The 24,060-nt window shown below is 65.6% G+C and carries 29 protein-coding genes and 1 riboswitch; of the genes, 13 read left to right on the top strand and 16 right to left on the bottom strand.

Going from position 1 to position 24,060, the window contains the following annotated elements:
* The first annotated feature begins 57 nt into the window (after positions 1 to 57).
* From MET49242_RS17635 to MET49242_RS17625, 3 genes are read left to right on the top strand one after another with little or no spacing between them, the layout of a single operon-like run.
* Positions 58 to 1,644, top strand: coding sequence for an MFS transporter (locus tag MET49242_RS17635; RefSeq protein ID WP_036284896.1), 1,587 nt, complete (start codon positions 58 to 60; stop codon positions 1,642 to 1,644).
* Entirely contained in the window at positions 1,644 to 3,185 is a 1,542-nt protein-coding gene (locus MET49242_RS17630) for an efflux transporter outer membrane subunit (protein WP_036284894.1), read from the top strand. The genes MET49242_RS17635 and MET49242_RS17630 overlap by 1 nt, the downstream gene beginning before the upstream one ends.
* A complete protein-coding gene (locus tag MET49242_RS17625; RefSeq protein WP_036284892.1) occupies positions 3,185 to 4,378 on the top strand; it encodes an HlyD family secretion protein in 1,194 nt (397 codons plus the stop codon). The genes MET49242_RS17630 and MET49242_RS17625 overlap by 1 nt, the downstream gene beginning before the upstream one ends.
* A gap of 7 nt (positions 4,379 to 4,385) precedes the next feature.
* Here the strand turns inward: MET49242_RS17625 and MET49242_RS17620 are convergent, their stop codons facing one another.
* The 10 genes from MET49242_RS17620 to MET49242_RS17575 all read right to left on the bottom strand — a co-directional run bounded on the left by MET49242_RS17620 (position 4,386) and on the right by MET49242_RS17575 (position 14,340).
* Positions 4,386 to 5,612: a cation:proton antiporter gene (locus MET49242_RS17620; RefSeq protein ID WP_036284889.1), complete on the bottom strand. Its 1,227-nt coding sequence runs from the start codon at positions 5,610 to 5,612 to the stop codon at positions 4,386 to 4,388.
* 126 nt (positions 5,613 to 5,738) lie between these two features.
* A riboswitch (Fluoride riboswitch) is annotated at positions 5,739 to 5,801 on the bottom strand.
* A 58-nt stretch (positions 5,802 to 5,859) separates the two neighbouring features.
* Positions 5,860 to 6,303, bottom strand: a complete 444-nt coding sequence (locus MET49242_RS17615) for an FKBP-type peptidyl-prolyl cis-trans isomerase (protein ID WP_036284886.1) — start codon at positions 6,301 to 6,303, stop codon at positions 5,860 to 5,862.
* A 29-nt stretch (positions 6,304 to 6,332) separates the two neighbouring features.
* On the bottom strand, positions 6,333 to 7,331 hold the full coding sequence (locus MET49242_RS17610) for an adenosine kinase (protein WP_036284883.1): 999 nt from the start codon (positions 7,329 to 7,331) through the stop codon (positions 6,333 to 6,335).
* A gap of 119 nt (positions 7,332 to 7,450) precedes the next feature.
* The gene (locus MET49242_RS17605) at positions 7,451 to 8,254 is read right to left on the bottom strand and encodes an outer membrane protein (protein ID WP_084679173.1); all 804 of its coding nucleotides are present in this window, start codon (positions 8,252 to 8,254) and stop codon (positions 7,451 to 7,453) included.
* Between the two features lie 196 nt (positions 8,255 to 8,450).
* The gene (locus tag MET49242_RS17600) at positions 8,451 to 8,981 is read right to left on the bottom strand and encodes a hypothetical protein (protein WP_036284877.1); all 531 of its coding nucleotides are present in this window, start codon (positions 8,979 to 8,981) and stop codon (positions 8,451 to 8,453) included.
* A gap of 187 nt (positions 8,982 to 9,168) precedes the next feature.
* Complete coding sequence (locus tag MET49242_RS17595) at positions 9,169 to 10,590, bottom strand: glycosyltransferase family 1 protein (RefSeq protein WP_051134540.1); 1,422 nt, start codon at positions 10,588 to 10,590, stop codon at positions 9,169 to 9,171.
* Positions 10,587 to 11,570 (bottom strand): NAD(P)-dependent oxidoreductase, encoded by a 984-nt coding sequence (locus MET49242_RS17590; RefSeq protein WP_036284871.1) that lies wholly within the window; start codon positions 11,568 to 11,570, stop codon positions 10,587 to 10,589. Before MET49242_RS17590 ends, MET49242_RS17595 begins: the two co-directional genes overlap by 4 nt.
* Before the next feature lie 18 nt (positions 11,571 to 11,588).
* Positions 11,589 to 12,575 (bottom strand): GDP-mannose 4,6-dehydratase, encoded by a 987-nt coding sequence (gene gmd, locus MET49242_RS17585; RefSeq protein ID WP_036284868.1) that lies wholly within the window; start codon positions 12,573 to 12,575, stop codon positions 11,589 to 11,591.
* A 284-nt stretch (positions 12,576 to 12,859) separates the two neighbouring features.
* The gene (locus tag MET49242_RS17580; protein WP_036288601.1) at positions 12,860 to 13,201 is read right to left on the bottom strand and encodes a YidB family protein; all 342 of its coding nucleotides are present in this window, start codon (positions 13,199 to 13,201) and stop codon (positions 12,860 to 12,862) included.
* 173 nt (positions 13,202 to 13,374) lie between these two features.
* Positions 13,375 to 14,340, bottom strand: a complete 966-nt coding sequence (locus MET49242_RS17575; RefSeq protein ID WP_051134289.1) for an LOG family protein — start codon at positions 14,338 to 14,340, stop codon at positions 13,375 to 13,377.
* A gap of 101 nt (positions 14,341 to 14,441) precedes the next feature.
* On the opposite strand from MET49242_RS17575, the gene MET49242_RS17570 reads away from it, so the two are divergent.
* From MET49242_RS17570 to MET49242_RS17555, 5 genes are all read left to right on the top strand, one after another.
* Positions 14,442 to 15,188: a YebC/PmpR family DNA-binding transcriptional regulator gene (locus tag MET49242_RS17570; RefSeq protein WP_036284865.1), complete on the top strand. Its 747-nt coding sequence runs from the start codon at positions 14,442 to 14,444 to the stop codon at positions 15,186 to 15,188.
* 21 nt (positions 15,189 to 15,209) lie between these two features.
* Positions 15,210 to 15,344 carry a hypothetical protein gene (locus MET49242_RS26405; RefSeq protein ID WP_256378595.1) on the top strand — a complete coding sequence of 45 codons (135 nt, stop codon included), beginning with the start codon at positions 15,210 to 15,212 and terminating at the stop codon, positions 15,342 to 15,344.
* A 79-nt stretch (positions 15,345 to 15,423) separates the two neighbouring features.
* Complete coding sequence (locus MET49242_RS17565; RefSeq protein WP_036284862.1) at positions 15,424 to 16,044, top strand: TetR/AcrR family transcriptional regulator; 621 nt, start codon at positions 15,424 to 15,426, stop codon at positions 16,042 to 16,044.
* Positions 16,045 to 16,176: 132 nt separating this feature from the next.
* Positions 16,177 to 16,650, top strand: coding sequence for a DUF2852 domain-containing protein (locus MET49242_RS17560; protein WP_036284860.1), 474 nt, complete (start codon positions 16,177 to 16,179; stop codon positions 16,648 to 16,650).
* Between the two features lie 108 nt (positions 16,651 to 16,758).
* Entirely contained in the window at positions 16,759 to 17,670 is a 912-nt protein-coding gene (locus tag MET49242_RS17555) for an extensin family protein (protein WP_036284857.1), read from the top strand.
* A gap of 120 nt (positions 17,671 to 17,790) precedes the next feature.
* On the opposite strand, the gene MET49242_RS17550 is transcribed toward MET49242_RS17555, so the two are convergent.
* The 3 genes from MET49242_RS17550 to MET49242_RS17540 are packed head-to-tail and all read right to left on the bottom strand — an operon-like array spanning position 17,791 to position 18,895.
* The gene (locus MET49242_RS17550; protein ID WP_051134287.1) at positions 17,791 to 18,078 is read right to left on the bottom strand and encodes a hypothetical protein; all 288 of its coding nucleotides are present in this window, start codon (positions 18,076 to 18,078) and stop codon (positions 17,791 to 17,793) included.
* Positions 18,075 to 18,473 carry a DUF6460 domain-containing protein gene (locus tag MET49242_RS17545; RefSeq protein WP_036284855.1) on the bottom strand — a complete coding sequence of 133 codons (399 nt, stop codon included), beginning with the start codon at positions 18,471 to 18,473 and terminating at the stop codon, positions 18,075 to 18,077. Before MET49242_RS17545 ends, MET49242_RS17550 begins: the two co-directional genes overlap by 4 nt.
* The gene (locus MET49242_RS17540; RefSeq protein WP_036284853.1) at positions 18,470 to 18,895 is read right to left on the bottom strand and encodes a hypothetical protein; all 426 of its coding nucleotides are present in this window, start codon (positions 18,893 to 18,895) and stop codon (positions 18,470 to 18,472) included. The genes MET49242_RS17545 and MET49242_RS17540 overlap by 4 nt, the downstream gene beginning before the upstream one ends.
* Positions 18,896 to 19,058: 163 nt before the next feature.
* On the opposite strand from MET49242_RS17540, the gene MET49242_RS17535 reads away from it, so the two are divergent.
* A complete protein-coding gene (locus MET49242_RS17535) occupies positions 19,059 to 19,484 on the top strand; it encodes an Hsp20 family protein (RefSeq protein WP_036284851.1) in 426 nt (141 codons plus the stop codon).
* A gap of 9 nt (positions 19,485 to 19,493) precedes the next feature.
* Here MET49242_RS17535 and MET49242_RS17530 read toward each other — a convergent pair whose 3' ends face one another.
* From MET49242_RS17530 to MET49242_RS17520, 3 genes are all read right to left on the bottom strand, one after another.
* Positions 19,494 to 20,324 (bottom strand): FTR1 family protein, encoded by an 831-nt coding sequence (locus tag MET49242_RS17530; protein WP_036284849.1) that lies wholly within the window; start codon positions 20,322 to 20,324, stop codon positions 19,494 to 19,496.
* A 3-nt stretch (positions 20,325 to 20,327) separates the two neighbouring features.
* Positions 20,328 to 20,672 (bottom strand): cupredoxin domain-containing protein, encoded by a 345-nt coding sequence (locus tag MET49242_RS17525; protein ID WP_036284847.1) that lies wholly within the window; start codon positions 20,670 to 20,672, stop codon positions 20,328 to 20,330.
* A 140-nt stretch (positions 20,673 to 20,812) separates the two neighbouring features.
* A complete protein-coding gene (locus tag MET49242_RS17520) occupies positions 20,813 to 21,157 on the bottom strand; it encodes a hypothetical protein (protein WP_036288593.1) in 345 nt (114 codons plus the stop codon).
* A gap of 177 nt (positions 21,158 to 21,334) precedes the next feature.
* Here MET49242_RS17520 and MET49242_RS23515 point away from each other — a divergent pair, with 177 nt between their 5' ends.
* The 4 genes from MET49242_RS23515 to rplK all read left to right on the top strand — a co-directional run bounded on the left by MET49242_RS23515 (position 21,335) and on the right by rplK (position 24,056).
* On the top strand, positions 21,335 to 22,537 hold the full coding sequence (locus MET49242_RS23515; RefSeq protein ID WP_158497315.1) for a DUF2235 domain-containing protein: 1,203 nt from the start codon (positions 21,335 to 21,337) through the stop codon (positions 22,535 to 22,537).
* A 178-nt stretch (positions 22,538 to 22,715) separates the two neighbouring features.
* Positions 22,716 to 22,907: a preprotein translocase subunit SecE gene (gene secE / locus MET49242_RS17510; RefSeq protein WP_036284845.1), complete on the top strand. Its 192-nt coding sequence runs from the start codon at positions 22,716 to 22,718 to the stop codon at positions 22,905 to 22,907.
* A 28-nt stretch (positions 22,908 to 22,935) separates the two neighbouring features.
* Positions 22,936 to 23,466 carry a transcription termination/antitermination protein NusG gene (nusG, locus tag MET49242_RS17505; protein ID WP_036284843.1) on the top strand — a complete coding sequence of 177 codons (531 nt, stop codon included), beginning with the start codon at positions 22,936 to 22,938 and terminating at the stop codon, positions 23,464 to 23,466.
* Between the two features lie 143 nt (positions 23,467 to 23,609).
* Positions 23,610 to 24,056: a 50S ribosomal protein L11 gene (gene rplK / locus MET49242_RS17500; RefSeq protein ID WP_036284841.1), complete on the top strand. Its 447-nt coding sequence runs from the start codon at positions 23,610 to 23,612 to the stop codon at positions 24,054 to 24,056.
* Positions 24,057 to 24,060: the final 4 nt, after the last annotated feature.

The raw sequence follows: 24,060 nt of genomic DNA, 5'->3' as shown, positions 1-24,060 counted from the left end.
TGCGCAAAATCTGCAAACCAGAACAACGCGTTGCGCACAGAGACCCGGAACGCGCGCATGACGGCGGCGGCGGACGAAAAACTGACCGGCTGGCGCTTTCTGCTCCTCAATGTCGCCCTCGGCGCGGCGAATGTCATCGCGCTCTCCAACGTGCCCGGTTACACCATCATGGTGCCCTATGTGTCGGGCGATCTCGGCGGCGTCACGCCGAGCTTCGGCACCTGGGGAACGACAGACCACATGATGGGAATCGTGATGGGCCTGCCCTTCGCGCGCTGGCTCTCCGGGCGCTACGGCAACCATCGCGTCTATGTGGCGGCCTTCCTCGCCTACGCCTTTTTCTCCCTGCTCTGCGCAATGAGCGAGACGATATGGCTATTCGTGCCGTTCCGCTTTTTGCTCGGCCTCGCCGGCGGAGTCATTCTCCCGCTCGGGCAGGCGCTGGCTCTCGGCGAATATCCCGAACGCTATCGCACTTTCGGCGTCGCGCTGTGGGGCGTGCTGAGCATGGCGCCCTTCACGCTCGGCGTCTTCATGGGCGGCTTCTGGGCCGAATATTTCGACTGGCGCACGCTGTTCATTTCCAACATCGCGCTCGGCCTGCCGATCGCCGGCGTCGTGGGGGCGCTGCTTTACGGGCGCAGCTACGAGCGCCGCATCACGCGTTTCGATTGGGTCGGCTTCCTGCTGCTGACCATCGTGTTGGTGGGGGCGCAAACGATTCTCAACATGGGCAATGACTTCGACTGGCTCGCCTCGCCCTTGCTGATGACGATCTTCGTCGCGGTTCTCATCGCCCTGCCGACCTTCGTCGTCTGGGAGCTCGGCGAACGCCATCCGGTGCTGGATCTGCGGCTCTTTGCCCACCGCAATTATGCGGTCGCGACGATCTGTTCGGTGATGGGCTTTCTGGTGGTGCAGGGCTCGCTGTCCGTCTTCGTCGGGCAGTTGCAATTGCTGCTCGGCTACACGTCGTCGCTCGCGGGCGTCGTCTATCTGTTGATGGCCTTCCTCGCCGTGCCGCTGGTCGCGATCGTGCACGAACTCGTGCGCAATGTGGATCTGCGGCTATTGGCCAGCCTCAACTTCATCGGCTTCGGGGTGACGCTGACCTGGCTCGGCATGTTCGACAAACCGGCGTCGTTCGATCAGATTGCCGCGCCGATGGTCTTCTTCGGCTTTTCGCTCGCGACATTCTTTGCGCCGCCGGCGGCGATCGGCATGCAGGGGCTTTCCGGCCAGCGACTGATTCGCGCCGCCGAGGAGATGGCGATGCTGCGCACCGCGGCCGGCGCCTATGGCATTTCGCTGCAATATGTCGTGCAGTTCAGGCGCTCGCCCTTCCATCAGCTCGACCTCGCGGATTTCTTCGGCGGGCGGCGATTCGCCTCGCTCGATCTCCTCGGGCAGCTCAACGAAAAATTACAGGCGATGGGCCTCAGCGAAGCCGTGACGCGCAGCCTGATGGGACGAATGATAAGACAGCAGTCGCAGCTTCTCGGTCTCGGCGACGCCTTCCTGCAGGGCGGATTCATATTCGTCTGTCTGGCCGGCTTCGTATGGCTCGCGCGGCCGGCCGCGAAACCCGAGCCGAAGCCCGATCTGATTCGCCTCGAGGCCGAAGAACTCATGGAGCAGCCGTGATGCTTCGGGGGCGGGGTCTTCGTCGACGCGCGCTGATCGCGCTTTCGCTTGCGCCTCTCGCCGCCTGTCAGGCCACGGCGCCCGAGCGCGCCGAATTCGCCGATCCCCCCGCCATGGAGCGCACGCTCGCGCAGGCCGGCGCCTCGTCTCGCGCCGGCTGGCCGGAAGAAAACTGGTGGCGCCGCTTCCGCAACGCGGAACTCGACCGCGTCGTCGACAAGGCTCTCGCCGACAGTCCCGGCCTGCACAAAGCCGCCGACCGGCTGCGGCAGACCGAAGCCGTCTCCGAGGTCGAGGGCGCGCGCCTTTTGCCGCTGCTCGATTTCGACATGGGCATGCGGCAGACCCGCATCCCCACGCATGGCGTCGTCGCCTCCTATAATCGCGCGCTCGCGGGAACCGAGCGGACGATGGCTTTCATCAATCCGCTGTCTTTCCGCTACGAATTCGACTTCTGGGGGAAGAACCGCGCGGCGCTCGACGCGGCGCTCGGCGAAACCGCCGCGCAGGAGGCCGAATATGCGCAGACGCGTCTGCTGTTGTCGGCGGGCGTCGCGCGCGCCTACTTCCGCGGCCGCGCGGCGGCGCGCCAGCTCGCCATCGCGCAGGCGATGACGAAGCTTCGCCGCGAGCTGGTCGCCATTGCGCAGAACCGCTTCCGCACCGGCGTCGACACGCAGGACGCGATTGCGCAGGCCACGGCCGAAGTCGAGGCGGCGATCAAGCGCGAAGCCGGCGCGAGCGCCCTGCTCGCCTTTCAACAGGATCTTCTCGCGCGGTTGATGGGCGAAGGGCCCGACGCCGCGCGCGACCTCTTCGCCGGCAAACATCTCGTCGCCTCTGTCCGTCTCGCGCCGCCGGCGAAACTTCCCGTGGAGATGCTCGCCCATCGCCCCGATCTTTCCGCCGCCATGCATCGCGCCGAGGCCGCGGCCGAACGCATTCACGCCGCCAAGGCGGAAATTCTCCCCTCGATCGACCTCGTCGGCTTCGCGGGGCTCGAGGCTTCGCGTAACAGCACGCAGATCAGCGAACTCGGGAAATTCCTCTTTCGCTCCTCGGCGTTCAGCTACGCCGTCACGCCGGGTTTTCACCTTCCGATCTTTCAGGGCGGGCGACTCTCGGGGAGGCTCGAAGGACGGCGCGCGGAATATGACGAGGCGGTCGACTCCTACAATGAAACATTGCTCGCGGCGGCGCAGCAGGTCGCCGACGCGCTCGCCAATGTGAAGCAGACGCGCACGGCGCTCGACGCGCAGAACCGGCTCGTCGCCGCGCGGCGCACGGAGCTCGACATGGCGCGTTCGCGCTGGCGCAACGGAATCAGGGATCGCCGCGAGATCGTGCTGCTGGCGCTCGGCGTGCTCGACCAGAGCTATGCGCAGGCGGCGCTCGAGGGCGACAATCAGGCCGCCACGGTGGATCTTTTTCAGGCGCTCGGCGGCGGCTATACGGAAGGCCCCATGCAGGCGCCGATCAACCCGGAGAAAGACAATATCACGCCTGTCGTCGACGTCATCCAATCCCTCGGCGGGGGCTGATGCAAACGCCCTTCGCCCGTAAATCCATTCGCGCGCGCCGCAACTTGCTGCTTGCGGGCGTCGGAGTCGTCGTTGCTCTCGCCGGACTCTTCTTCGGCGGGAAATGGCTCGTGAAGGATCGTTTTTTCGTATCCACCGACAACGCCTTCGTGACCGGCAATCTCATTCCGGTCTATGCCGACGCCACCGGCATCGTCTCCGACGTGCGGGTCGAGGAAACGCAGAGCGTGAAGAAAGGCGACGTTCTCATGCTGCTCGACAGGCAGCGCGCGGAAGCCTCGCTGCTTCAGGCCGCGGGCGATCTCGCGCGCACGACGCGCAATGTGGGCGCGCTCTTCGCCACGCGGCGGCAGGTCTGCGAGAAGATCGCCTCGCGCGCCGCGCTGCGCGACCGCGCCCGCCATGACCTTGCGCGCTACCAGCAGGCGGCGACGACCGGCTCCGTCTCCCAGCAGCAGGTGCAGAACACGCGCGACCAGCTCGCCGCGCTCGAAGCCGATCTGCGCGAGTCGCGCGCGGAGCTTCACGCAATCGAAGCGCGCGTGAACGGCGTCACGCCCGCGACCCACCCGGATGTCGAAGCGGCCCGCGCGAAATATCTCGACGCGCATATCGAATATGTGCGCCAGCAGGTGCGGGCGCCGGCCTCGGGCTTCATCGCCAAGCGCAAGGCGCAGGTCGGCCAGCGCGTGAAGCCCGGCGACCAGCTGATGACCATCGTGCCGCTCGATCATCTGTGGATCGAGGCCAATCTCTGGGAGAACCGTCTCGAGCGGGTGCGGCCGGGGCAGCCGGTGAACATCAGGGTCGATCTCTATGGCGACAGCCCGCGCTTCCATGGGACGGTGGACGGCATCGTGCCGGGCTCCGGCAGCGTCTTCGCGCTCCTGCCGCCCGACAACGCCACGGGCAATTTCATCCGCATCGTGCAGCGCGTGCCCGTGCGCATCGCGCTGCGCCCGGATGAAATTGAAAAACATCCGCTGCGGCCGGGCCTTTCGACCAACATCACGATCGACGTGACGAACATCGAGACGCAGCCCAACGCCTCGAAAACGAAAACCGCCTCGCCCGAATACGCCACCGACGTCTACAGCAACGATCTGGCGCAGGGCAAAGCGACGGCGGCGTCGATCGTGAAGGAAAATCTTCCCGTCGCGATCGAAACATCCGAATGCGCCGCCGGCAATTGACGTAAATCTACGAACGCACTTCGGACGCGTCGATGGCCTCCTGCGCCTCTGCGTCATGCGCGGCGAGCGCCTGCTCGATTTCATCCTTGGGCAGGTGATGGCGCGGCAGATAGAATCTGTTGGCGATCAGCGTCGGGACGACGGCCGTCGCGATGATCGCGGCGACGAGCGTCGAATATTGCGATTCGTCGATGATCTTGTTGGAAAGACCGAAGAGCGCGGAGATCGTGCCGAAGGTCAGGCCCGACGCCATCAGCAGCGTCGTATACATCGCATCCTTGTGCGGCGACATGAAAGCGCGCGCGACGGGATAGACGCTGACGACCTTGCTCGCCATCTCCACCAGCAGAAAGACGATGACGCCGACAGGCGCCATGACGACCGCGGGCAGCGAGACGAAATAGCCGGCGCGGATGAAATAGAAGGGCGTCAGCAGGCCGATGGTGATGGTGCGCAGTCTGCGAACCAGCGCGCTGTCGCGCCCGACGCCGCCCGCGAGCGCCATGCCGACGAGATAGGCCGGCAGCACGGCCTCGCTCCCCGCCCATGTCGCGAGCGCGCCGAGCAACATGAGCGCGAACAGCAGGAATTTCGCCTCGAACTCCGACGGGCGCCCGCCGAATTTTTCGAACGCGACGGGCGTGATCTTCGGAAGGCCGACAAAGGCGGCGCCGAGCGCGGCGACGAAGAGGAGCGTCTTCCATGTGAAAGGCGCGAAGACGAGGCCGAGCGTCACCACCGTGCCGAGATCGGTGATGAAACAGGCGGCGAGGATCGTCTTGCCGTAATCGGTGCGGTTGAAGCCATATTCCATCATCACCGTGTAGACGACGGCGACCGAAGTGGCGGCGAGCGCAATGCCGGCGAGGATCGCGGGCGACGACTCCCAGCCGAGAAGATAATGCGCGGCGGCCCAGCACGCGACCGAGGGAACGAGGAAGCTCGCGCCGCCGATGGCCGCGGCCTCCTTCCATTTCATCTTGAAGACGTCGGGATCGAGTTCGGCACCGGCGAGGAAGGTGAGGAAGATCGCGCCAATGCCGGCGAGCGTCTTCACCCATGGCTCGTTGACGGCGAAGACCTCCGCGCCCAGCGTCAGCCCCAGCACGGTCCGCGCGAGAAGGCCGATGATGATTTCAACGAGCGCGGTCGAGAGACGGAAGCGATGCGCGAAGAGGCTCGCGATCAATGCGAGCCCGAAAACCAGAGCGGCCTGCGCCCAGATCGGGGTCATTGCGCAGCCCTCCGCGAGAGGGCGGCCAGCTCTGTCCTACTCACCCGTCCGACAGAAGAGCGTGGCGCGAGCGTCGATTTCAAAAGGGCAAAGTTTATCGTTTTCATGCAGACTCCCGCCGTGCAGACATATGCAGGAGTCATCAGCCCCGAGGGCGGTTACAAGGCGAACCCCATCGCCTGCTTGCATTAAATCAAGCCGCAGCGAACATTGTCAACCGGCTCGGGGAGCCGGTTGACGAAGGCTCTTACTTCACGCCGACGAGTTCGACGTCGAACATCAGCGTCGCGCCCGGCGGAATCACGCCGCCTGCGCCGCGCGCGCCATAGCCGAGCTCCGGCGGAATGATGAGCGTGCGCTTGCCGCCCACCTTCATGCCGGCGACGCCCTCGTCCCAGCCCGCGATGACCTGCCCGCCGCCGAGCGGAAACTCGAAAGGCTCGCCGCGATCGCGCGAGCTGTCGAACTTCTTGCCCTTGGCTCCGTTATTGTAGAGCCAGCCCGTGTAATGCACCGAAACGGTCTGGCCGGACTTTGCGGCGGCGCCGGTTCCAACCTTGTTGTCGATGATCTTCAGGCCGCTCGCGGTGAGCGTCGTTTCGGGTTCGGCGCGGACCATGGTCGGCGCAAGCGCCAGTCCGGCCGAGGCGACGACGAGCGCGACCGCCAGTGTCTTCGTGAAAGAACGCATCCTTTTCCTCCGATTATTGGTCTGATCGCTCAAGCCAGAACGCCATTGTCGCGCGCGAGCTGCAGAAGATCCTTCTGCGGGCGCGCGCCAACATGAGAGATGATTTCCGCCGCCGCAAGGGCGCCGAGCGCGGCGCTGCGCTCATGCGGCAGGCCCCGCGTGTAGCCGGCGAGGAAGCCGGCGGCGAAAAGATCGCCGGCGCCCGTCGTGTCGACGACTTCCTCGACCGGGAAAGCCGGGGCGGACAGCAGATTCGCGCTGTCGGCGACGATGCAGCCCTTTTCCGAACGCGTCACGACGCCGAGCAGATCCTTCTCCGCGCGCAGCGCGGCGATCGCCGTTTCGAAATCGGCGGTCTCGTAGAGCGCGTGCAATTCGCTCTCATTGGCGAAGACGATGTCGACGACGCGGTCGCGGATGAGCGAAAGGAACTCGCCGCGATAGCGATCGACGCAGAAGCTGTCGGAAAGGGTCAGCGCCACCTTGCGGCCCTTTGCGCGCGAAACCTTCGCGGCCTTCAGGAAGGCCTCCTTGGCGCCCGGCGGATCCCACAGATAGCCTTCCATATAGAGAACTTTCGCATCGGCGACGCGCGCCTCGTCGATGTCCTCCGGCGCCAGCGCCTGACAGGCGCCGAGGAAAGTGTTCATCGTGCGCTGGCCGTCGGGCGTGACGAAGATGAGGCAGCGCGCGGTTGCGGCGCCGTCGGCCGCCGGCGGCGTGTCGAAGGCGACGCCCGCCTTGCGGATGTCGTGCGTGAACTCGCGGCCGGCGTCGTCGTTCTTCACCTTCCCGACGAACCCGGCCCTGGCGCCCAGACTCGCGAGCCCCGCCATGGTGTTGGCGGCGGAACCGCCGGAAATGACCGTCGTCGGACCCATCTTTTCATAGAGCGCAGCAGCGCGCGCCTCGTCCACGAGCGCCATGGAGCCCTTGTTGAGGCCCGAGGCGACGAGGAGGTCGTCGTCGGCGCGGGAAATGGTGTCGACGATGGCGTTGCCAATGCCGAGGACATCGAGAGAAGTCATGAGGCGGCGATCCGGTTCAAGGGCGCATGCGCGAAAAACGAAACCGGCCGATCACGTACGGATCGGCCGGCCGGTTGTTTAACATTGCGTGGCGGGCGCGCCTAGAGCGGCGGCGCGCGTCAGTCGATCACGTAACGGAAGCCCAGACGCAACTGGTGGCTGGTCATGTCCCGCGAGATGCGCTGATTGTAGATGTCGAAGCCCTGCAGCTGACCGAGATTGATGAAGCGGTAGCCGAGGTCGATCTTCCAGTGCGAATCGATGTCGTAGCTCACGCCCGCCATGCCGGCGTAGGCGAAGCGCAGATAATCGCTCGAAACGCCGGTCGCGGGCGCGAAATTGACGTAAGGGTAGAAGGCCGGCGACCACATCACATTGTGCCGCTGGATGAAGAGATTGGCGCCGACGCCGGCGCCCACGTAAGGCGTGAACCCCCACCAGTTGCCGAGATCCAGATAGGCGTTCGCCATGAAGGAGATCGATTCGGCGCGATTCTTGACGCCGGGCGTGCAGATAGCGGGATAGGGCGCATTCACCACGATTCCGCCGGGACCGTAGATATCCATGCCGACGCAGGGCTGGCCGAACTGGAGGCCGTTGCGATCCCACAGCTCCTGATAATCGACCGTCGCATCGGCGCGCAGCCAGTTGGTGAACTGGTAGCCGCCGCCAAGGCCGATGGTCCAGTTCGACGGCCAGCTCGTCGACAGCCTCATGCCGTCGACGGTCGAGATATTGTGGTCTGCGGCGCCGACCTGGCCACGCAGATACCAGTTCGAACCCCATTCCACCGGACCCTCGTTCACGGGCGTGGGAGTCTCGACCGGGAACGGCATGTCGGCGGCCTGCGCCGCGGACGCGACGAGCGCGGCGGCCATCGCGGTGAAAATTGTCGCGCGGGCGCGCAAGAACGGGCGGACCATGGACTTCTTCCTTGCTATGCGCCGGCCGGTCGCGAGGGGCCCGGCGCGGGAATGAAGGAAGAGTGAACTGTTAAGCTTAATGCCCGCTTAATATGGCCACGCTTTAGACAATATTTGTACGCGCGTCAGGCAAAAAAAGACCGGCGCCCGTTGTCGCGGACGCCGGTTCGTTCAAGGGCCCTTGCGCTGCGGCGCGTCAGAACTTGATCGCCGAGAGCACGATCTCGATGACGAGGACGTAGAGCGCCGCAGTCACGAAGGCCGGGATCGGCCGCAGCGCGACATGGCGGAAGAGGAACGCGTACATGAAAGCCGTCCAGACGATGATCGGGAACAGCAGGAAGCGCGCAAGGCGATCCGTCGGCAGCGGCGGCGGGAGCGCGACGCCGACGATGAGGTGGAGGATGATGTAGGCGAGCGCGGCGACGGCGCCCATGGCGGCGAGCGCCGTCAGCGTGCGGACGAACTTTTCCTCCTGCTTGAGATAACGCAGCAGGTAGACGGTCGCGCCATAGAGAAAGGCGGCGCTGGCGACGCCATAGAAGATGCTGACCAGCAGCGAATGGCTGAAGAATTGCGCGCCGGTCTGCAACACCACATAGGCGACCAGCATTCCCTGCATCAGCTGCTTCGATTCCGGCAGCGACAGCTGCGACGCCTCCAGATTGAGCATCTTGAAAAATGTCTTGGGCGTCTGCTCGTTGATGAACGGAATATTGAGCGCCATGAATGCGGTCCCTTGATCGGCGCGCCGGGGCGGCGCGAGCGTCTTCAGTCAAAAGCCGCAGCCTCCGGAGCCCGAGAGCCCCGAAGGCGCGACCGATTGACGCCTCTCTAACATGCTTTCCCGAGCGGCGAAAACAGCGAAACCCGCCAAGTTGCGGCGCGCCGCCGGCCAGAGCGGAGGTCAAGGCTCACGGAAGGCGCCGCAGCCAGTCCTCATGCGCCACGACCTCGACAATGCGCCGCGCCGCCTCGCCCCAGGATGCGCCGAGCGCGCGGCCGGGATCGGCCGAAAGATCGCCGGCGAGAACGCCGCGGATCGCGCGCGCGAGCGCATGCGGGTCATTGACCCGGAAATAGATCGCGCCTTCCCGCCCCACCTCCCGAAACACCGGGATGTCGCTGCAGATCACCATGCGCCCGCGCAGCGCCGCCTCGACGATCGGCAGGCCGAAGCCCTCGGCGTAGGAGGGGAAGACGAGCGCTTCGGCGCGATCGTAAAGATAGGACAATTCGCCGTCGTCGACGTCGTCGAACCAGAACAGCCGCTTGCCGAATTCCGGGTGGCCGGCGATGGAGGCGGCCAGCGCCTCCTCGAACCAGCCGCGCCGTCCGACGACAACGAGTCTCGCGTCGACCCCCTGCTCCCAGAGTTCGTCGAAGGCGGCGAGCGCGACGCGATGGCCCTTGCGCGGCTCGAGGGTGCCGACCGCGAGAAAGGCGGGCGTCTCTCCCGCGACGGCGGCGGCGATCTTTTCCCGGGGCGTCGCGGTTGCAGGCGCAGCGATGTCGGCGCCGCAATGAAACCATCCGATCTTCAGATCGGGGCGATGCGGCAGGCCCGTCTCGACGACAAAATCGGCGAGTTCTCCGGCGACCGTGCGGGATATGGCGAGAAAGGCGTCGCTCTCGAGCAGCGCCTTGCGCAACCATGCGCGATAGCGCGGAACGGTCACTTCGTGACAGGCGTGCGGGTAAAGCTCGGGGATGAGATCGAAGATGCAGGTGACGATCTCGCCGCCCTGCGCGCGGATGCGCCCGAAGACCGGCGCAAGCTCCTCGAAGGCGTTCCAGCTGTCGGAGAGCATGAGAAAGCGGTCGCCGGGCGCGACGTCGACTTCCGTGTCGGGCCCCGTCTCCCCGCCCCCGAGCGACGCGGTGAAGGCGTTGGCGGTGTAGAGCCTGCCGTTCTCGCAGCGGACGGCGAAGGCCGGGATCTCGAAACGCGCGCCGCCGTGACAAGCGCGCACGACCTCCTTCACCACGCGCTGAATGCCGGTGCCGGCGTCGCGCTTGATCGTGCCCGTCACGTCGATGAGGAGACGGCGCGCCGGCAGGCGCAGGGCCGCGATCGGCGGGGGCGGCGCCTCGACGGGAGCCGGCGCGTCGGCGCGACTTGGGCGAAATTTCGCAAATAGCGCCGCGGCGGCGTCCGCGATCCGCTGTTCGATCGGGCGAAGGAAGCGATAGACATGGCCGGAGACCGAATAGATCATCCGGTAGCGCTCATGCGTCAGATGCAGCAGTTCCGCGCGCAGATAGTCGAGCTGGAATTCGAGCAGACGGATTCGTTCGCGCTCGGCCTCCCTAGCGGACGGATCCTCGCCGCTCATGCGCGGCCGCTCGCCTGCGCCGCACGCCATTGGTCGAGCAGCGCCTGCGCCATTTCTTCGAGCGGATGCTGCGGGCTCCAGCCGGTCGCCGCGCGCAGCTTAGAGGCGTCGCAGGCGACGCTGGGAATGTCGATCGCCGACGGGCGCAGCAACTGCTCTTCGACCTCGACCTCGAAAGGCTTGCGCGCCCGCGCCCGCAACACGTCGAGCAGCGACGCGATGCTGCGCGGCTGGCCCGAGGCGACGTTGAAGACCGACGCGCGGTCGGGCAGATCGCCCGCGGCCGCGATCAGCCGCATATAGGCGTCGATCACGTCGCGCACGTCGAGAAAGTCCCGCGCCTTGGAGAGATCGCCGACCCTGAGGCGCGGTTCGGCCCGCCCGGCCTCGATCGCGGCGATCTGCGCCGCGAAGGAGGCCAGGACGAAACTCCGGTTGCGCTGGCCGGGGCCCGAATGATTGACCGGACGCACGACGATCAGCCGAGCATCCTTCCCCAGCACGTCGGCGAGCGCGCCCTCCGCGGCGACTTTCGAACGGGCGTAGACGTCGAGCGGCCGCAGCGGCGCTTCTTCCGTCAGCACGCCCTCGCGAAAGCTCGCGCCATAGACCTGCGCGGTGGAGGCGAAGAGAAAGACCGCCTGCGGCGCATAGCGCGCCACCGCCGCTCCCAGCGCGAAAGAGCCGTGAAAATTCACCCGCCAGGTCTGTTCGGCGGATTTGGCGGCTTCCGTGATCGAGGCCTGTCCGGCGAGATGGACCACAAGGTCCGGCCGCCTTTTCTCGACCAGCCGGTCGAGAGCGGCTTCATCGAGGAGATCGGCCGTGAAGGTCTCGAAGGCCGGATGTCCGCCGCTCTCGCCGGGACGCATCAGCATTGCCCGGGCGGCCTGCGGATAGGCTTCAGCCAGAGCCGCGGACATGTGGGAGCCCACGAAGCCGGAGCCGCCCGTCACGAGAATGCTCTGGAAGGCCGCCATCGCCGCGCCCTGTCGAAACTAGACCGCCGCCTCGCGCCGCAGCCTTTCGAGATCCGCATCGACCATTTCGCGGATCATCTGATCGAGATTGATTTGCGGCTCCCAGCCCAGCACGCGCCGCGCCTTGCTGGAGTCGCCAAGCAGGACGTCGACCTCGGCCGGCCGGTAGAAGGCGGGGTCGATGATCAGATATTTGTCCATGTCGAGCCCGGCGTGGTCGAAGGCGATGCGGCACATGTCGCGCACCGTCGTGGTGACGCCCGTCGCCACGACATAGTCGTCCGGCGTCTCCTGCTGCAGCATCAGCCACATGGCGCGGACGTAATCCCTGGCGTGGCCCCAGTCGCGTTTCGCGTCGATATTGCCGAGACGCAGCTCCTTCGCCAGACCGAGCTTGATGCCCGCGACGCCATGTGTGACCTTGCGCGTGACGAATTCGACGCCGCGCAGCGGGCTCTCGTGATTGAACAGAATGCCCGATGAAGCGTGCAGGCCGAAGCTCTCGCGGTAGTTCACCGTTATCCAGTGGCCGTAGAGCTTGGCGACGGCGTAGGGGCTGCGCGGATAGAAGGGCGTCTTCTCGCTCTGCATCGGCTCCTGGATGAGGCCGTACATTTCCGAGGAGGAAGCCTGGTAGAAACGCGCGCCGGGCGCGCCGAGACGCATCGCTTCGAGCATGTTGGTCACGCCCGTGGCGGTGACATTCGCCGTCAGGATCGGCTGGCGCCAGGAAGAAGCGACATAGGACTGCGCCGCGAGATTGTAGATCTCGTCCGGCTGGACGTCCTGAACCGTGCGCAGCAGGCTCGAAAGGTCGATCAGATCGGCGTCGTGCAGATGCACCTTCCCGCTAATGCCGAGCCAGCGCAGGCGATGGTCCTCGACGCCGCGATGCGAGGAGCGGCGAATCACGCCATGAACCTCGTAGCCCTTGTCGAGCAGAAACTGCGACAGATAAGCGCCGTCCTGTCCCGTGACGCCTGTCACCAGCGCGCATTTGGCCATCTATCGTCCTTGTCGAATGCGCGCATACATACGCCGGTCTTGCGCAATGCGGGCGGTTGAAGCGCTACGAATTTATTTTCGCGATGCGCGCCTTGGCCGCTCGGGCCCGAAAGCCTCGCCGAGCCCCGGCGCGCCACCGGCCTTACAAAATCGTCGCAGCGGTGGCAAGGGCGTCCGCGACGATGTCCCGCCCTCAAAGACGAAGACCGCCGGCCCGAAATCACGGACCGGCGGCCAGGACATAGCTACGCAAACGCTACCCGAATTAAAATATGACCGGCGGTTTACGCCTGATCCTTCGGCGGCAGCTTGCCCTCGGGCGTCGACTTGTCGATCGCGATCGGCAGATATTCGGCGAGGAGATCGCGCGCCTTGTCGTAATCGACGCCAGTGGCTTCCGCGAGTTTCTTCAGTTTTTCGACGCCGACGGCCTGTCCGACCTCGATGGCGTTGATCGCCTCATTCTTGCCGGTGGAGACCCAGGAGTCGACCTGGCGCTTGAAGCCTCCGTCCTGAAAATTCTTGACGACGGCGTCGAGGCCGCCCTGCTTCTCGACATATTCCTTGATGAGGCTAAGAGCCTCGGCGCCGATCACGCCGCCGGCGATCGCTTTAAACCAACTCATTTTCGATTCTCCTTCCGAACTCATTTCGAATCCTCCGCATGAAAACTCGAGCGGCGCGGCGCCACCGCTGAAAAGATAGGGGGCGCCCGGAAGACTCTCAATGGCGCAGGCGGGGAATATTGTCGCAGAGCGGCAAAAGCGCTGTGACGATCGAAGCATAGCTTGTGAATTTCTCAACAGATCAGGGGCTCGCCGGCCTTTTCGCACCAGCTCAGAACGCCTTCCCATATCTGTGACGCCGTCTCCGCGTACCAGAAAAGGTCGCGATCCTCCGGATCGATGACGCCTTCGTCGACGAGGAAGTCGACGTCGAAGGCGCGCCGCCAGAAGGCCTCGCCGACGAGCACGACCGGAAGCGGCGCGATCTTGCGCGTCTGCACCAGCGTCAGCGTCTCGAACAATTCGTCGAAGGTGCCATAGCCGCCGGGAAAGGCGACGAGCGCACGCGCCCGCAGCAGGAAATGCAGCTTTCGCATCGCGAAATAGTGAAAACGGAAGCACAGGCCCGGCGTGACATACGGGTTGGGGAACTGCTCGCGCGGCAGGGCGATATTCAACCCCACCGAGGGCGCGCCGACGTCGAAGGCCCCGCGATTGGCCGCCTCCATCGCCCCGGGGCCGCCGCCGGTGACGATGGCGATCCGACGTCCCGCGCCGCAGTCGCAGGCGGCGCCGACGAGCGCTCCGAACTCCCGCGCGACGTCGTAATAGCGCGCCTTTTCGAGAAGGCGCTCCTCGACGGCCAGCCTCTCGCGGGCCGCGGGGTCGTCGGGCGCGACCTTGCAGGCCTCGCGCGCCTCCAGGACGCGCATGCGCGCGGCGCTCGGCTCCCTGAGCCGGGTCGAGCCGAAGACCACGATGGCGTCGGTCAGCCCCTCGCGCTCCATGATCGTCTGGGGCTTGAGATAGTCGAGCTGGAGACGCGGGCCGCGCGCCCTGTCGGCGTTGAGAAAATCGACGTCGGAATCCGCCTCGCGATAGGCGGGGTTTTCAATGATCGCCCGCACCCGCTCCGAGGCGGCGGGATCCTCGTGATCCGGCTTTGGCCGGGTTCCCGGCAGCGGCGTTCTCCGCTCGACGGGGTCGGGCGGCTCGGGGACGCATCGGCTCCGGGCGGACGTATCGTTTTCTGCGCTCATGGAAGAATGTGGTCCTTTTCTTTATTTCCGTTCCGCCCCGGCGTATATGACGCGCCGGAAAGCCTTCGGGGCGAATTCGAGAGGACATAGGGCGAAGCGAGATGGCCGGGCACAGTCAGTTCAAGAACATCATGCACAAGAAGGGCAAGCAGGACGCGATCCGCTCCAAGCTCTTCTCCAAGCTCGCCCGCGAAATCACCGTCGCCGCCAAGGCGGGCCTGCCCGACCCCAACATGAACGCCCGCCTGCGCGCCGCTGTTCTCGCCGCCAAGGCCGAGAACATGCCCAAGGACAATATAGACCGCGCGATCAAGAAGGCGTCGGGCGCCGACTCGGAGAACTACGACGAGGTGCGCTACGAGGGCTACGCCCCCGGCGGCGTCGCGGTCATCATCGAGGCGCTGACCGACAACCGCAACCGCACGGCCGGCGAAGTGCGCTCCTATTTCACCAAGGCCGGCGGATCGCTCGCCGAGACGGGCGCGGTCTCGTTCATGTTCGACCGCGTGGGCCTCGTCGAATTCGACAAGAAGGTCGCCTCCGAGGACGCAATGATGGAAGCGGCCATCGAGGCCGGCGCGGACGACGTCTCCACCACCGACGAAGCCCATGAAATCATCACTTCCGTCGAGTCCCTGCGCGACGTCGCCAAGGCTCTGGAAGAGAAATTCGGCGAGCCGCGCAAGGCGGCGCTCGTCTGGCGGCCGCAGAACACGATCAAGGTCGACGACGAGGCGGGCGAAAAAATTCTCAAGCTCGTCGGCGCGCTCGAGGACAATGACGACGTGCAGAACGTCTACGCCAATTTCGAAATTTCCGACGCGCTGATGGCCAAGCTCGCCGGCTGATTCTCTCACCAGGCGCTGATGATGACGGCGCTGGCGAAGGCGAAGGCGGCGAGGACGGCGACGAGATCGAGGATCTGGGTCTTTGCCATTGCGGCGCTCCTGTCGGCGGCGCCCGTGACGACGGGCGTAGACGGCGCGGTGTCGATGCAAGGTTAACGCCATTCGGCGCGTCCGCAACCCTGTTCTTCTGATCGGGGCGGCGGGATGACGCCGGCGCCCGGGGAAGAGGCGGCCAGTGCATCAGAAGCGGCGCTATCATCACGGATCGCTCAAGCAGGCGCTCGTCGACGCGGCGATCGAGCTTCTCGCCGAGGGCGGCCCCTCGGCGCTCACGCTCGCGGAGGCGGCGCGCCGCGCCGGAGTCACGCCCGCCGCGCCCTACCGGCATTTCAGCGGCCGCGACGCTCTATTGGCCGAACTGGCGCGGCAGGGATTCGAGATCTTCGGCGAGCGCATCGAGGCCGCCTGGAACGAGGGGCGACCCGACGCAAAAAGCGCCATGCGCGCCATGTGCGGAGCCTATCTCAAATTCGCCCACGAGGAGACGGGCCTCTACACGGCGATGTTCGGACAGGCGGCGACGCTGGCCGATCCACAGGCCGGCGGCGCGGCCGACCATGCGCTCGAAATTCTCTGGCGCGCCGTGGTCGCATGGCTGCAGGAGGCCCGCGCGCCTGCGCAGGGCGCGCGTCATGTCGCCTTGCAGGTCTGGGCGCTGGCCCATGGCGTCGCCATGCTCACGGTCTCCGGACATTTCGACCCCGCCCGCACCGCCGACCCCGCGCTGGTTCTCGAAGGCGCCGTGCAGGGCGTCATGGAAGCCGCCGTCGCAAGAGCCCGCGCCGCTCCGGCTTGAACCGCTCCTGCGCAGTGACGATATCGATCGGGCCGGCGAGAGACTTGCCGGACGCGATGTTAATGTTTATAACATTCACATCGCCGGACTGGCCCGACGGTCCGCCCCGGCGTAATCGCAACGGAGCCGAACATGAGCTGCCATCGTTATTCCCGCATGTCGTCCTCGTCCGGGGACTCCCCTTGGGGACGCCAGGGGTGCGCGCATTGGAAGCCTTACGAAATCGCCGCGGTTGTCCTCGGCTTCTTCATCTTCTGGCCGCTCGGCCTCGCGATCCTGTGCTGGAAGGTCTGGCAGCGCGGCTGGGGCTATGAGGGCGACCTCTTTTCCTTCGCCAGCGAACAAGGGGCGCGGATGAAATCCGCCTTCGGAGACGTGTCCCGCGACGCCTCGCGCGGCTGGGGCGGTCCGTCCTTCATGCGCTCGTCGGGCAACGCCGCTTTCGACGAATGGCGCGAGGGCGAACTCGCCCGGCTCGAGGAAGAGCGCCGCAAGCTGGCGGAGGCCGAGCGCGAATTCGCCGAACATATCGAGGAGCTGCGCCGCGCCCGCGACCGGGCGGAGTTCGACTCCTTCATGCGCGCCCGCAAGGGCGGGACGCAGTAAAGATGCGTTCCACTGTGGCCGGGGCTCCCCGGCCACAGTCATGAAATATCTCACTATTAACTAAATTTTTCGACTTCGCATTAACGCCCGCGCCGCAGACTTCGCGGCATGGCCCGCCGCGTCTCGCTCCCCCTCCTCCTCGCGTTTCTTGCGACGCTCGCCGGCTGTTCCGCGCCCTTCAGGCCCCAGCGCCCCGCCTGGCGGACCCATGCCGAAAACGCCTGTATCGCGCAGAGAAAAGTCCACCCTTCCGAATTCATCGCCCTCGCCAATGAGGTCGACGGCCCCGGCATTTGCGGGCTGACCAAACCCTTCAAGGTGACCGCGCTGCAGGGCGGGGCGGTGACGTTCAACGCCACTGCGACGCTCGACTGCCCCATGGTGGCGGAGCTCGACCAATGGCTCGCCGATACCGTGCAGCCCGCGGCCCAGGCGCGCTTCGGCCAGAATGTCGTGCAGATCAACTCGATGGGCTCCTACGCCTGCCGGGGCATGAACAATATGCGCGGCGCGCAGCTCTCGGAACATTCCTTCGGCAATGCGCTCGACATCGGCGGCTTCGTGCTCGCCGACGGACGTCAGATCACGCTGGTGCGCGACTGGTGGCGCGGCGACGAGCAGACCCGCGCCTTTCTGATGGACGTGCATCGCGGCTCCTGCGGCCATTTCTCGACCGTCTTGTCGCCGGGATCCAACGCCTTCCACTACAATCATATTCATGTGGATCTGGCGCAGCACGGCCGCTCGGGCCGCACCATCTGCAAGCCCGCGCCGCAGGAAACCCTGCCGCCGCCGGATCAGTCGCCGCTCGTCGCGATGCAGAATGCAAAGGCCGGCGCCGGCGAGGAGACGGACAACGACACGACCGGCAAGCCGCCGCTCGCCGCCTTCGAGGGCGGAGGAGACGGGTTGGGCCCGATCAACGCGGCCGCGACGCCGGTTCCGCCGCGCCGGGATGCGCTCGAGGAAACGCCCGACGATCAACCCGATCTGACGTCGAGCATCAGAAGGCGGCGCTAAATCAAATTCGGCGAATTCCAATTCGTCGAATTTGGTCTCGCTTCATAACTTGTCGCGCGTTCGAACGGAAAACCGCCGACACTTTTCCTGAACGCGCTCTATGGCGGGATGAGCGCCCGTTCAGCGCTTGAATGCGGAAGTCGCTTCCGCCTTCTCACTCCGCTTGTCGAAGACGCAGACAACCTCTTGTTGCGACTTGTCGTATTTTGACGGGCCCTTCGCGATGGCGACGCCATAGCTTTCTGTGCCGAAGGGGTCGACCCAGATCGAGGGATTTTCCAGCTCCGCGGCCGCAAGTTTCGCGCAGGCCTTCTTCACATTGGCGCGAAATTCTTCCCACGCGTCGGGGCTCGCCGCGACGGCGGGCGAGCCAGCGAGAACAAGTGAAAGAAAAACAGCGCGTTTCACCGCTTGCCTCCGCCGATATTCAGCAGTCGCAACACGAACCACGCCGGCACGACGAAGACGGCGCCGGCCAGCACATAGCTCGCGACCTCCTTCACCGCGCCGAAGCCCAATTGATAGATGCGGTCGAAGAAGGCCTGCACGCCGCGCAGAATGTCGATCGGCCGCAGCTCCAGCCACATCAGCAGCGCGCCGACGACGAGCGAGATGAAGAACAGCCGCACGAAGACGTTGAGCGGCGAGCCGCCGAGGAAATTTTCGAGCGCGTTGTTGTTCGACGCCATGGGTTCGGGTTCCGTTTCCGTAGAGCCGGGAAGGACGAGAAATTCGCGCTCCGGACGCGGCGGTTTTGGCTTGTCCAGATGCGGCCAGTTGGCGAAGGGTCCCTGATCCGTCACAGCCCGCCTCCCGCCGGCGCTTCCTCGCGGAAGAGTCGCATTATGCGTCGCAGAAACCGCTCGGTAAAGGAGAGCGCGCGCTCGAACTCCTCTTCGCCCGGCAGCGTCGAGGGACGGCCCGGCGCGGCGCTAGCCGCAGCCTTCAGTTGCGCGTTTTCCGCACGCAGCCTCGCGATCTCGGCCTCCAGCGCCGCGCGTTCGTCGGCGCCCAGCCGGCACACGGAGACGCCGTCCTTCACCGAGCAATAGGAGACCGCCCCCGTGTCCTTGTTGAGCCGCAGGAAGCCGCCGTCGGCGGGGGTGAGCGAAAAACGGTCGCCCTCGGGCGCGACGACGGGCGGCGGCTCCTCGGCGCGGGCGCTCCCGGCGAGAAACATCGCCGCAAGGTCGAAAGAAACGGCAAGGCCCAGCCGCTGTTGCATGAGGACTCTTCGGGGCGCGAGAAACGATTGTCCGCAGATGGGCGCTCCGCGCCGCGCCGTCAATGGCGGCAATCTTGAACCGGCGCGCCCGCTCGGCCATATAAGTCGGGGCCGGGACGCCTGAAGGGTTCCGGGATTTGAGGCGCCAGAAGGGCTTCGCGACATGTCACGTCCGCCGCTTAATTCGCCATTTCTTTTGGGTTTCGACGAAATCGAACGCGCTCTGGACCGCGTCGCGCGCAGCGGCTCGGACGGTTATCCTCCCTACAACATCGAGCGCCTGCCGAGGAGCGAGAGCGAGCCGGAGCGGTTGCGCATCACGCTCGCCGTCGCCGGCTTCACCCGCGATCAGCTCGACGTCTCGCTCGAAGAGAATCAGCTCGTCATCCGCGGCCGGCAGGCGGAGGAGCGCGAGAGGCACTTCCTGCATCGCGGCATCGCCGCGCGCCAGTTCCAGCGCGCCTTCCTCCTCGCCGAGGGCATGCAGGTGCTGGGCGCCGATCTGGTGAACGGGCTGCTGTCGGTCGACCTCGTGAGGCCGGAGCCCGAGCGTGTGATCAAGAAGATCAATATTGCGACGCGGGACTGAACCGCGCCCTCACTCCGCCGGCGCCCGCACGGCTGCAGGCGGACGCAGCGCGGTGAGTTTCGTCGCCGCGACGATCGCGACGATGGTCGCCACATAGATTACGACCTGCATTTGCGACGGCTGGTCCGCATAGCCGATCAGCGTGTGCAGAACGCGGCCTGCGATGCTCTTGTCCGAGAGAATCCAGGACGTGTCCCACAGCGTGTCGGAAAGCGCGGTGACGATCCCCGCCTGCTGCAGGATGGCGACGCACTGCGCCGCGAGGCCCGCCGCGAGCAGCGTGATCAGCGTCGTGGTGACGGCGAAGAGATGGCGCGGCGGAATGGTGACGAGGCCATAGAAGGTCGCGACGCTGGTGACGGCGCCGAGGCCGAGGCCCGCGAGCCCGCCGGCGAAAACATCCCACGCCGACTCGCCCGAGGCGAGAACGCCGTAGAGAAACAAGGCGACTTCCGCGCCCTCGCGCAGCACGGCGAGCCCCACGACCGTTGCGAGCGCAAACAGCGTGCGGTCGCCGCGCGCCACGGCGCGGCCGACGTCCGAAAGCTCCTGCGCAAGCTCGCGGCCGTGGCGGGACATCCAGATGTTGTGCCAGGCGAGCATGACGACGGCGAGCGCGAGCACCGCCGCGTTGAACAGCTCCTGCCCGCTGCCGGCGAAGGATTGCGACAGGCGGTCGGCGAAGAAGGCGACAATCATCGCGCCGATGACGCCGGCCCCGACGCCGCCCGCGATGAAGCCGCGCGAACCGGCGACGCCGCGCGTCACGGCCGCGACGATGCCGATGATGAGGCCCGCTTCAATGGCCTCGCGGAAGACGATGATGAGCGCGCCGAGCATGGATTATTCCGCGACGATCTCGCCCTTGGCGCTGTCCTCGTGGAACTCTCCGAAGAATTTGTAGCGGCCGGCTTTCAGCGCGCGAATCTGGAAGGTCGCCTCGCTGTTCGCGGGCACGACCTTCTCGATGCGGAGCGGCTTCGACTCGAATTCTTCCGGCGTCGCGTCGAGGTTCTTCACGACGAGCGTCGCCGCCTTGTCGGCGGGTATGCGCAGCTCCGCAGGATCGAAGCGATGATCCTTGATGGTCAGCGTATAGGTCTCGGCGGCCGCGGCCCCTGCAAAACCGGCCGCGAAAAACGCCGCCGAAGCGACGCGCAAAAAAGACGCCTTTCCCGAATTACGCATCTTGGTTCCTTGTTGAGGATGGCAACATCAACGTAGGCGCCGGAATCGCAAACGTCAAAGGGCCCAGTCTGGATTGTTTCCAGACTGTATTGATTGGCCTTTTTCTTACTTTCGACTGTCTTTTTTCCGACACAAGCCCATCAGCCCGGATAGCCGTGACGCGACTTCGAGGCGCGCACGAGCGAGAGGGCCTTGGCGTCCTGTCCTCCCGAACACGCGGAAGAGGCTTCCGAAATCTCACCCTGGATCTGGTTGTAGACGCTCTGGTTCACATGGCCCATCGAATGATCGTTCTCGATGACCGAGCGATAGCGGCTGATCGCGCCGGCGCAGCCCGAGCCTTCCGGCGACTGGAAATCCGCCGCCGACGGCGCGCGCAACGGAGGGCCCGGCGGGATCGTCGCAACCTGCGGCGAGCGGCCGGCGTTGCAGCCGGCGAGCGCTACTGCGGCGAGTCCGGCGACGAAAAGCGGGTGAGCGCGCATGAAAATCCTCCACTGCTGCGTGCGAAGCCCTGTTTTCATAGCGGCTGAGACCCGCGCCCGGCAATGGCTTGCCGCCGCCCGGGAACGGCGCCACCATTGTCGACGCGCCGGCATAAGCCCAAGACCTTTTGTTCGCTCCCGAATTTGTTCTTCCGCGCGGCGCCGATTGGAGGGACCATGATCCGCAATGTCATTCTGCTCGACGGCACCTGGAACACGCCGCGCGACCACACCAATATTTCCACGCTCGCCGCGGCGAAACAGACCTTCGCCCGGCTCATTCTGCGCGAGAGCGGCGGGGTCGAGCAGCGCCTTCATTATTTCGACGGCGTCGGCTCGGACGGGCTCGTGCTCGAGCGGCTCCTCGGCGGCGCGATCGGCATCGGCCTGCGCAAGATCGTGCAGGACGCCTATGAATGCGTAATCGACAATTACCAGGACGATCAGGAGCTTTACATCTTCGGCTTTTCCCGCGGCGCCTACGCCGCACGGGCGCTTGCCGGCCTGATCGGCGCGGCCGGCATCCCGAAGAGAAAGGACAAGAAGCTTCTCGACATCGCCTGGACCAATTTCCGCGCGCGCAGGGACTCGCGCCGGGGAACGACCCCTCGCGGCCCCGACTACCAGACCAACAATCGCATCAAGCTGCTCGGGGTCTTCGACACGGTCGGCTCCTATGGCGTTCCGGCGGGCGTCGGCCTCGCGCCGCTCGCGCGCTACCTCTCGCTCGCGGTCTTCGGTTTTCAGGACACGAAATTCTGCCCCCAGGTCGACCATGGCCTTCACGCCATCGGCGTCGACGAACATCGCCGGCCCTTCACGCCGACCTTCTGGACGATCGAGAAGGACGCGCCCATGCCGGACAATGTCGAACAGAACTGGTTCCCCGGCGTCCATTGCAATGTTGGCGGCGGCTATCCCAATCCGGGCCTCTCGGACATCGCGCTGCTGTGGATGATCGCCAGGACGCGCGCCCTCACCGGCCTCGCCTTCGACCTCGACGAGGTCCGCAATCTCGTGAAGCCCGACATCGACGGCGAAATCTACAATTCCTCCAGGGGCTGGGTGATCGACACGATGTTCCCGCGCTACCGCCGGATGTTCTCGCCCGACGCCCTCGGCCACAGCTATTTCACCAACGCCGGCGACGCGAAGGAGAAGCATATCAACGAGCGCCTGCACTGGAGCGTGCTCGCCAAGCTCGGCCGCCCCTGCCGCATCGACGACAAGGACGGCGTGGCCTATGATCCGAAGAACCTTCCGGCCGAGTTCAGGAGCGCCGCCGCGACCGGGCTCGCGGCGAAAATCGCGCCGCCGACCCGCGAGGAGCTGGAGATGCTGCCGGCGGAACTCGCAAAGCTCGCCCGCGCGGTCGCCTGAAGCGCGGCCCGGCGGGACCTCTCGCTTTTCCACTTGGCGTATGGGGGCCGAGCAGCTATAAGCGTGTCCGAATACGTGGCGCGCGTCCGACAGGGCCCGCGCCGCGACTGTTTTGCGGCAGGCGTCGCCTGAAGGTTCAGGCGCAGGCGTCGGCGGCAGCTAGCGACCGGTTGAGCCAATGGTGAATCCGTTTCAATTCATGCAGGAAGTCCGCGCCGAGGCGAGAAAAGTCACCTGGCCGTCGCGCCGCGAGACGATGATCACCACCGGCCTCGTCATCCTCATGGTGCTCTTCGCCAGCCTTTTCTTCGTCATCGTCGACTCGGCGCTGCGCTTCGGCGTCGGCCTGATGCTGCGCGTCGGTCAGTAAGGTTTCATCTGGAGCTGATGTCGCCCTCATGAGCATGCGCTGGTATATCGTCCACGCCTATTCGAACTTCGAAAAGAAGGTCGCGGAGTCGATTCGCGAGGGCGCCGCGCAGCGGGGTCTGACCGACGCTTTCGAAGAGATCCTCGTGCCGACCGAGCAGGTGGTCGAGGTGCGCCGCGGCCGCAAGGTCTCGACCGAGCGCAAGTTCTTTCCCGGCTATGTGCTGGTGAAGTGCAATCTCACCGACCCGGTCTTCTCGCTCATCAAGAACACGCCGAAGGTCACGGGCTTCCTGGGCGCCGACAACAAGCCGATGCCGATCTCCGAAGAGGAGGCCATGCGCATCAAGGGCCAGGTCGCCGAGGGCGTCGAGCGCCCCAAGCCCACGATCAGCTTCGAGGTCGGCGAGACCGTGCGCGTCGCGGACGGGCCCTTCGCCTCCTTCAACGGCCTCGTCGAGGAAGTCGACGAGGCGCGCTCCCGCCTCAAGGTCGCAGTGTCGATCTTCGGCCGACCCACGCCTGTGGAGCTGGAGTTCGGACAGGTCGAGAAGGTTTAAAGGAATTCGGCGCGGTTCGCCGCGCCGGACAAACGTGGCGGGTCCGCCCCGACGCCATCGGGGAAAACGGACCGGACCACGAACTGCAACCGGCGCCGGTTGGCTCTTGAGGCCCGCCGCGCGTCATTCGTTGGAGAAAGCAAATGGCGAAGAAAATTGCCGGCTACATAAAGCTGCAAGTGCCGGCCGGCGCGGCGAACCCCTCGCCGCCGATCGGTCCCGCGCTGGGTCAGCGCGGCCTGAACATCATGGAATTCTGCAAGGCGTTCAACGCCAAGACGGCGCAGGTGGAGAAGGGGACGCCCATCCCCGTCATCATCACCGCCTATCAGGACCGCTCCTTCACCTTCGAGATGAAGCAGCCGCCGGTCAGCTTCTTCCTGAAGAAGGCCGCCGGTCTGAAGATCGGCAAGAAGCCGGCCTCCGGCTCCAAGACCCCCGGCCGCAACGTCGTCGGCAAGGTGACGAAGGCGCAGGTCAAGGAGATCGCCGAGAAGAAGATCGTCGATCTGAATTGCTCGTCGATCGAATCCGCGATGTCGATGATCGAAGGCTCGGCCCGCGCGATGGGCCTCCAGGTGGTGGAGTAAGACG

Origin of the sequence: Methylocystis sp. ATCC 49242 (assembly GCF_000188155.2) — a bacterium.
Lineage (GTDB): Bacteria > Pseudomonadota > Alphaproteobacteria > Rhizobiales > Beijerinckiaceae > Methylocystis.
This window is presented reverse-complemented; position numbering and strand designations above follow the sequence as displayed.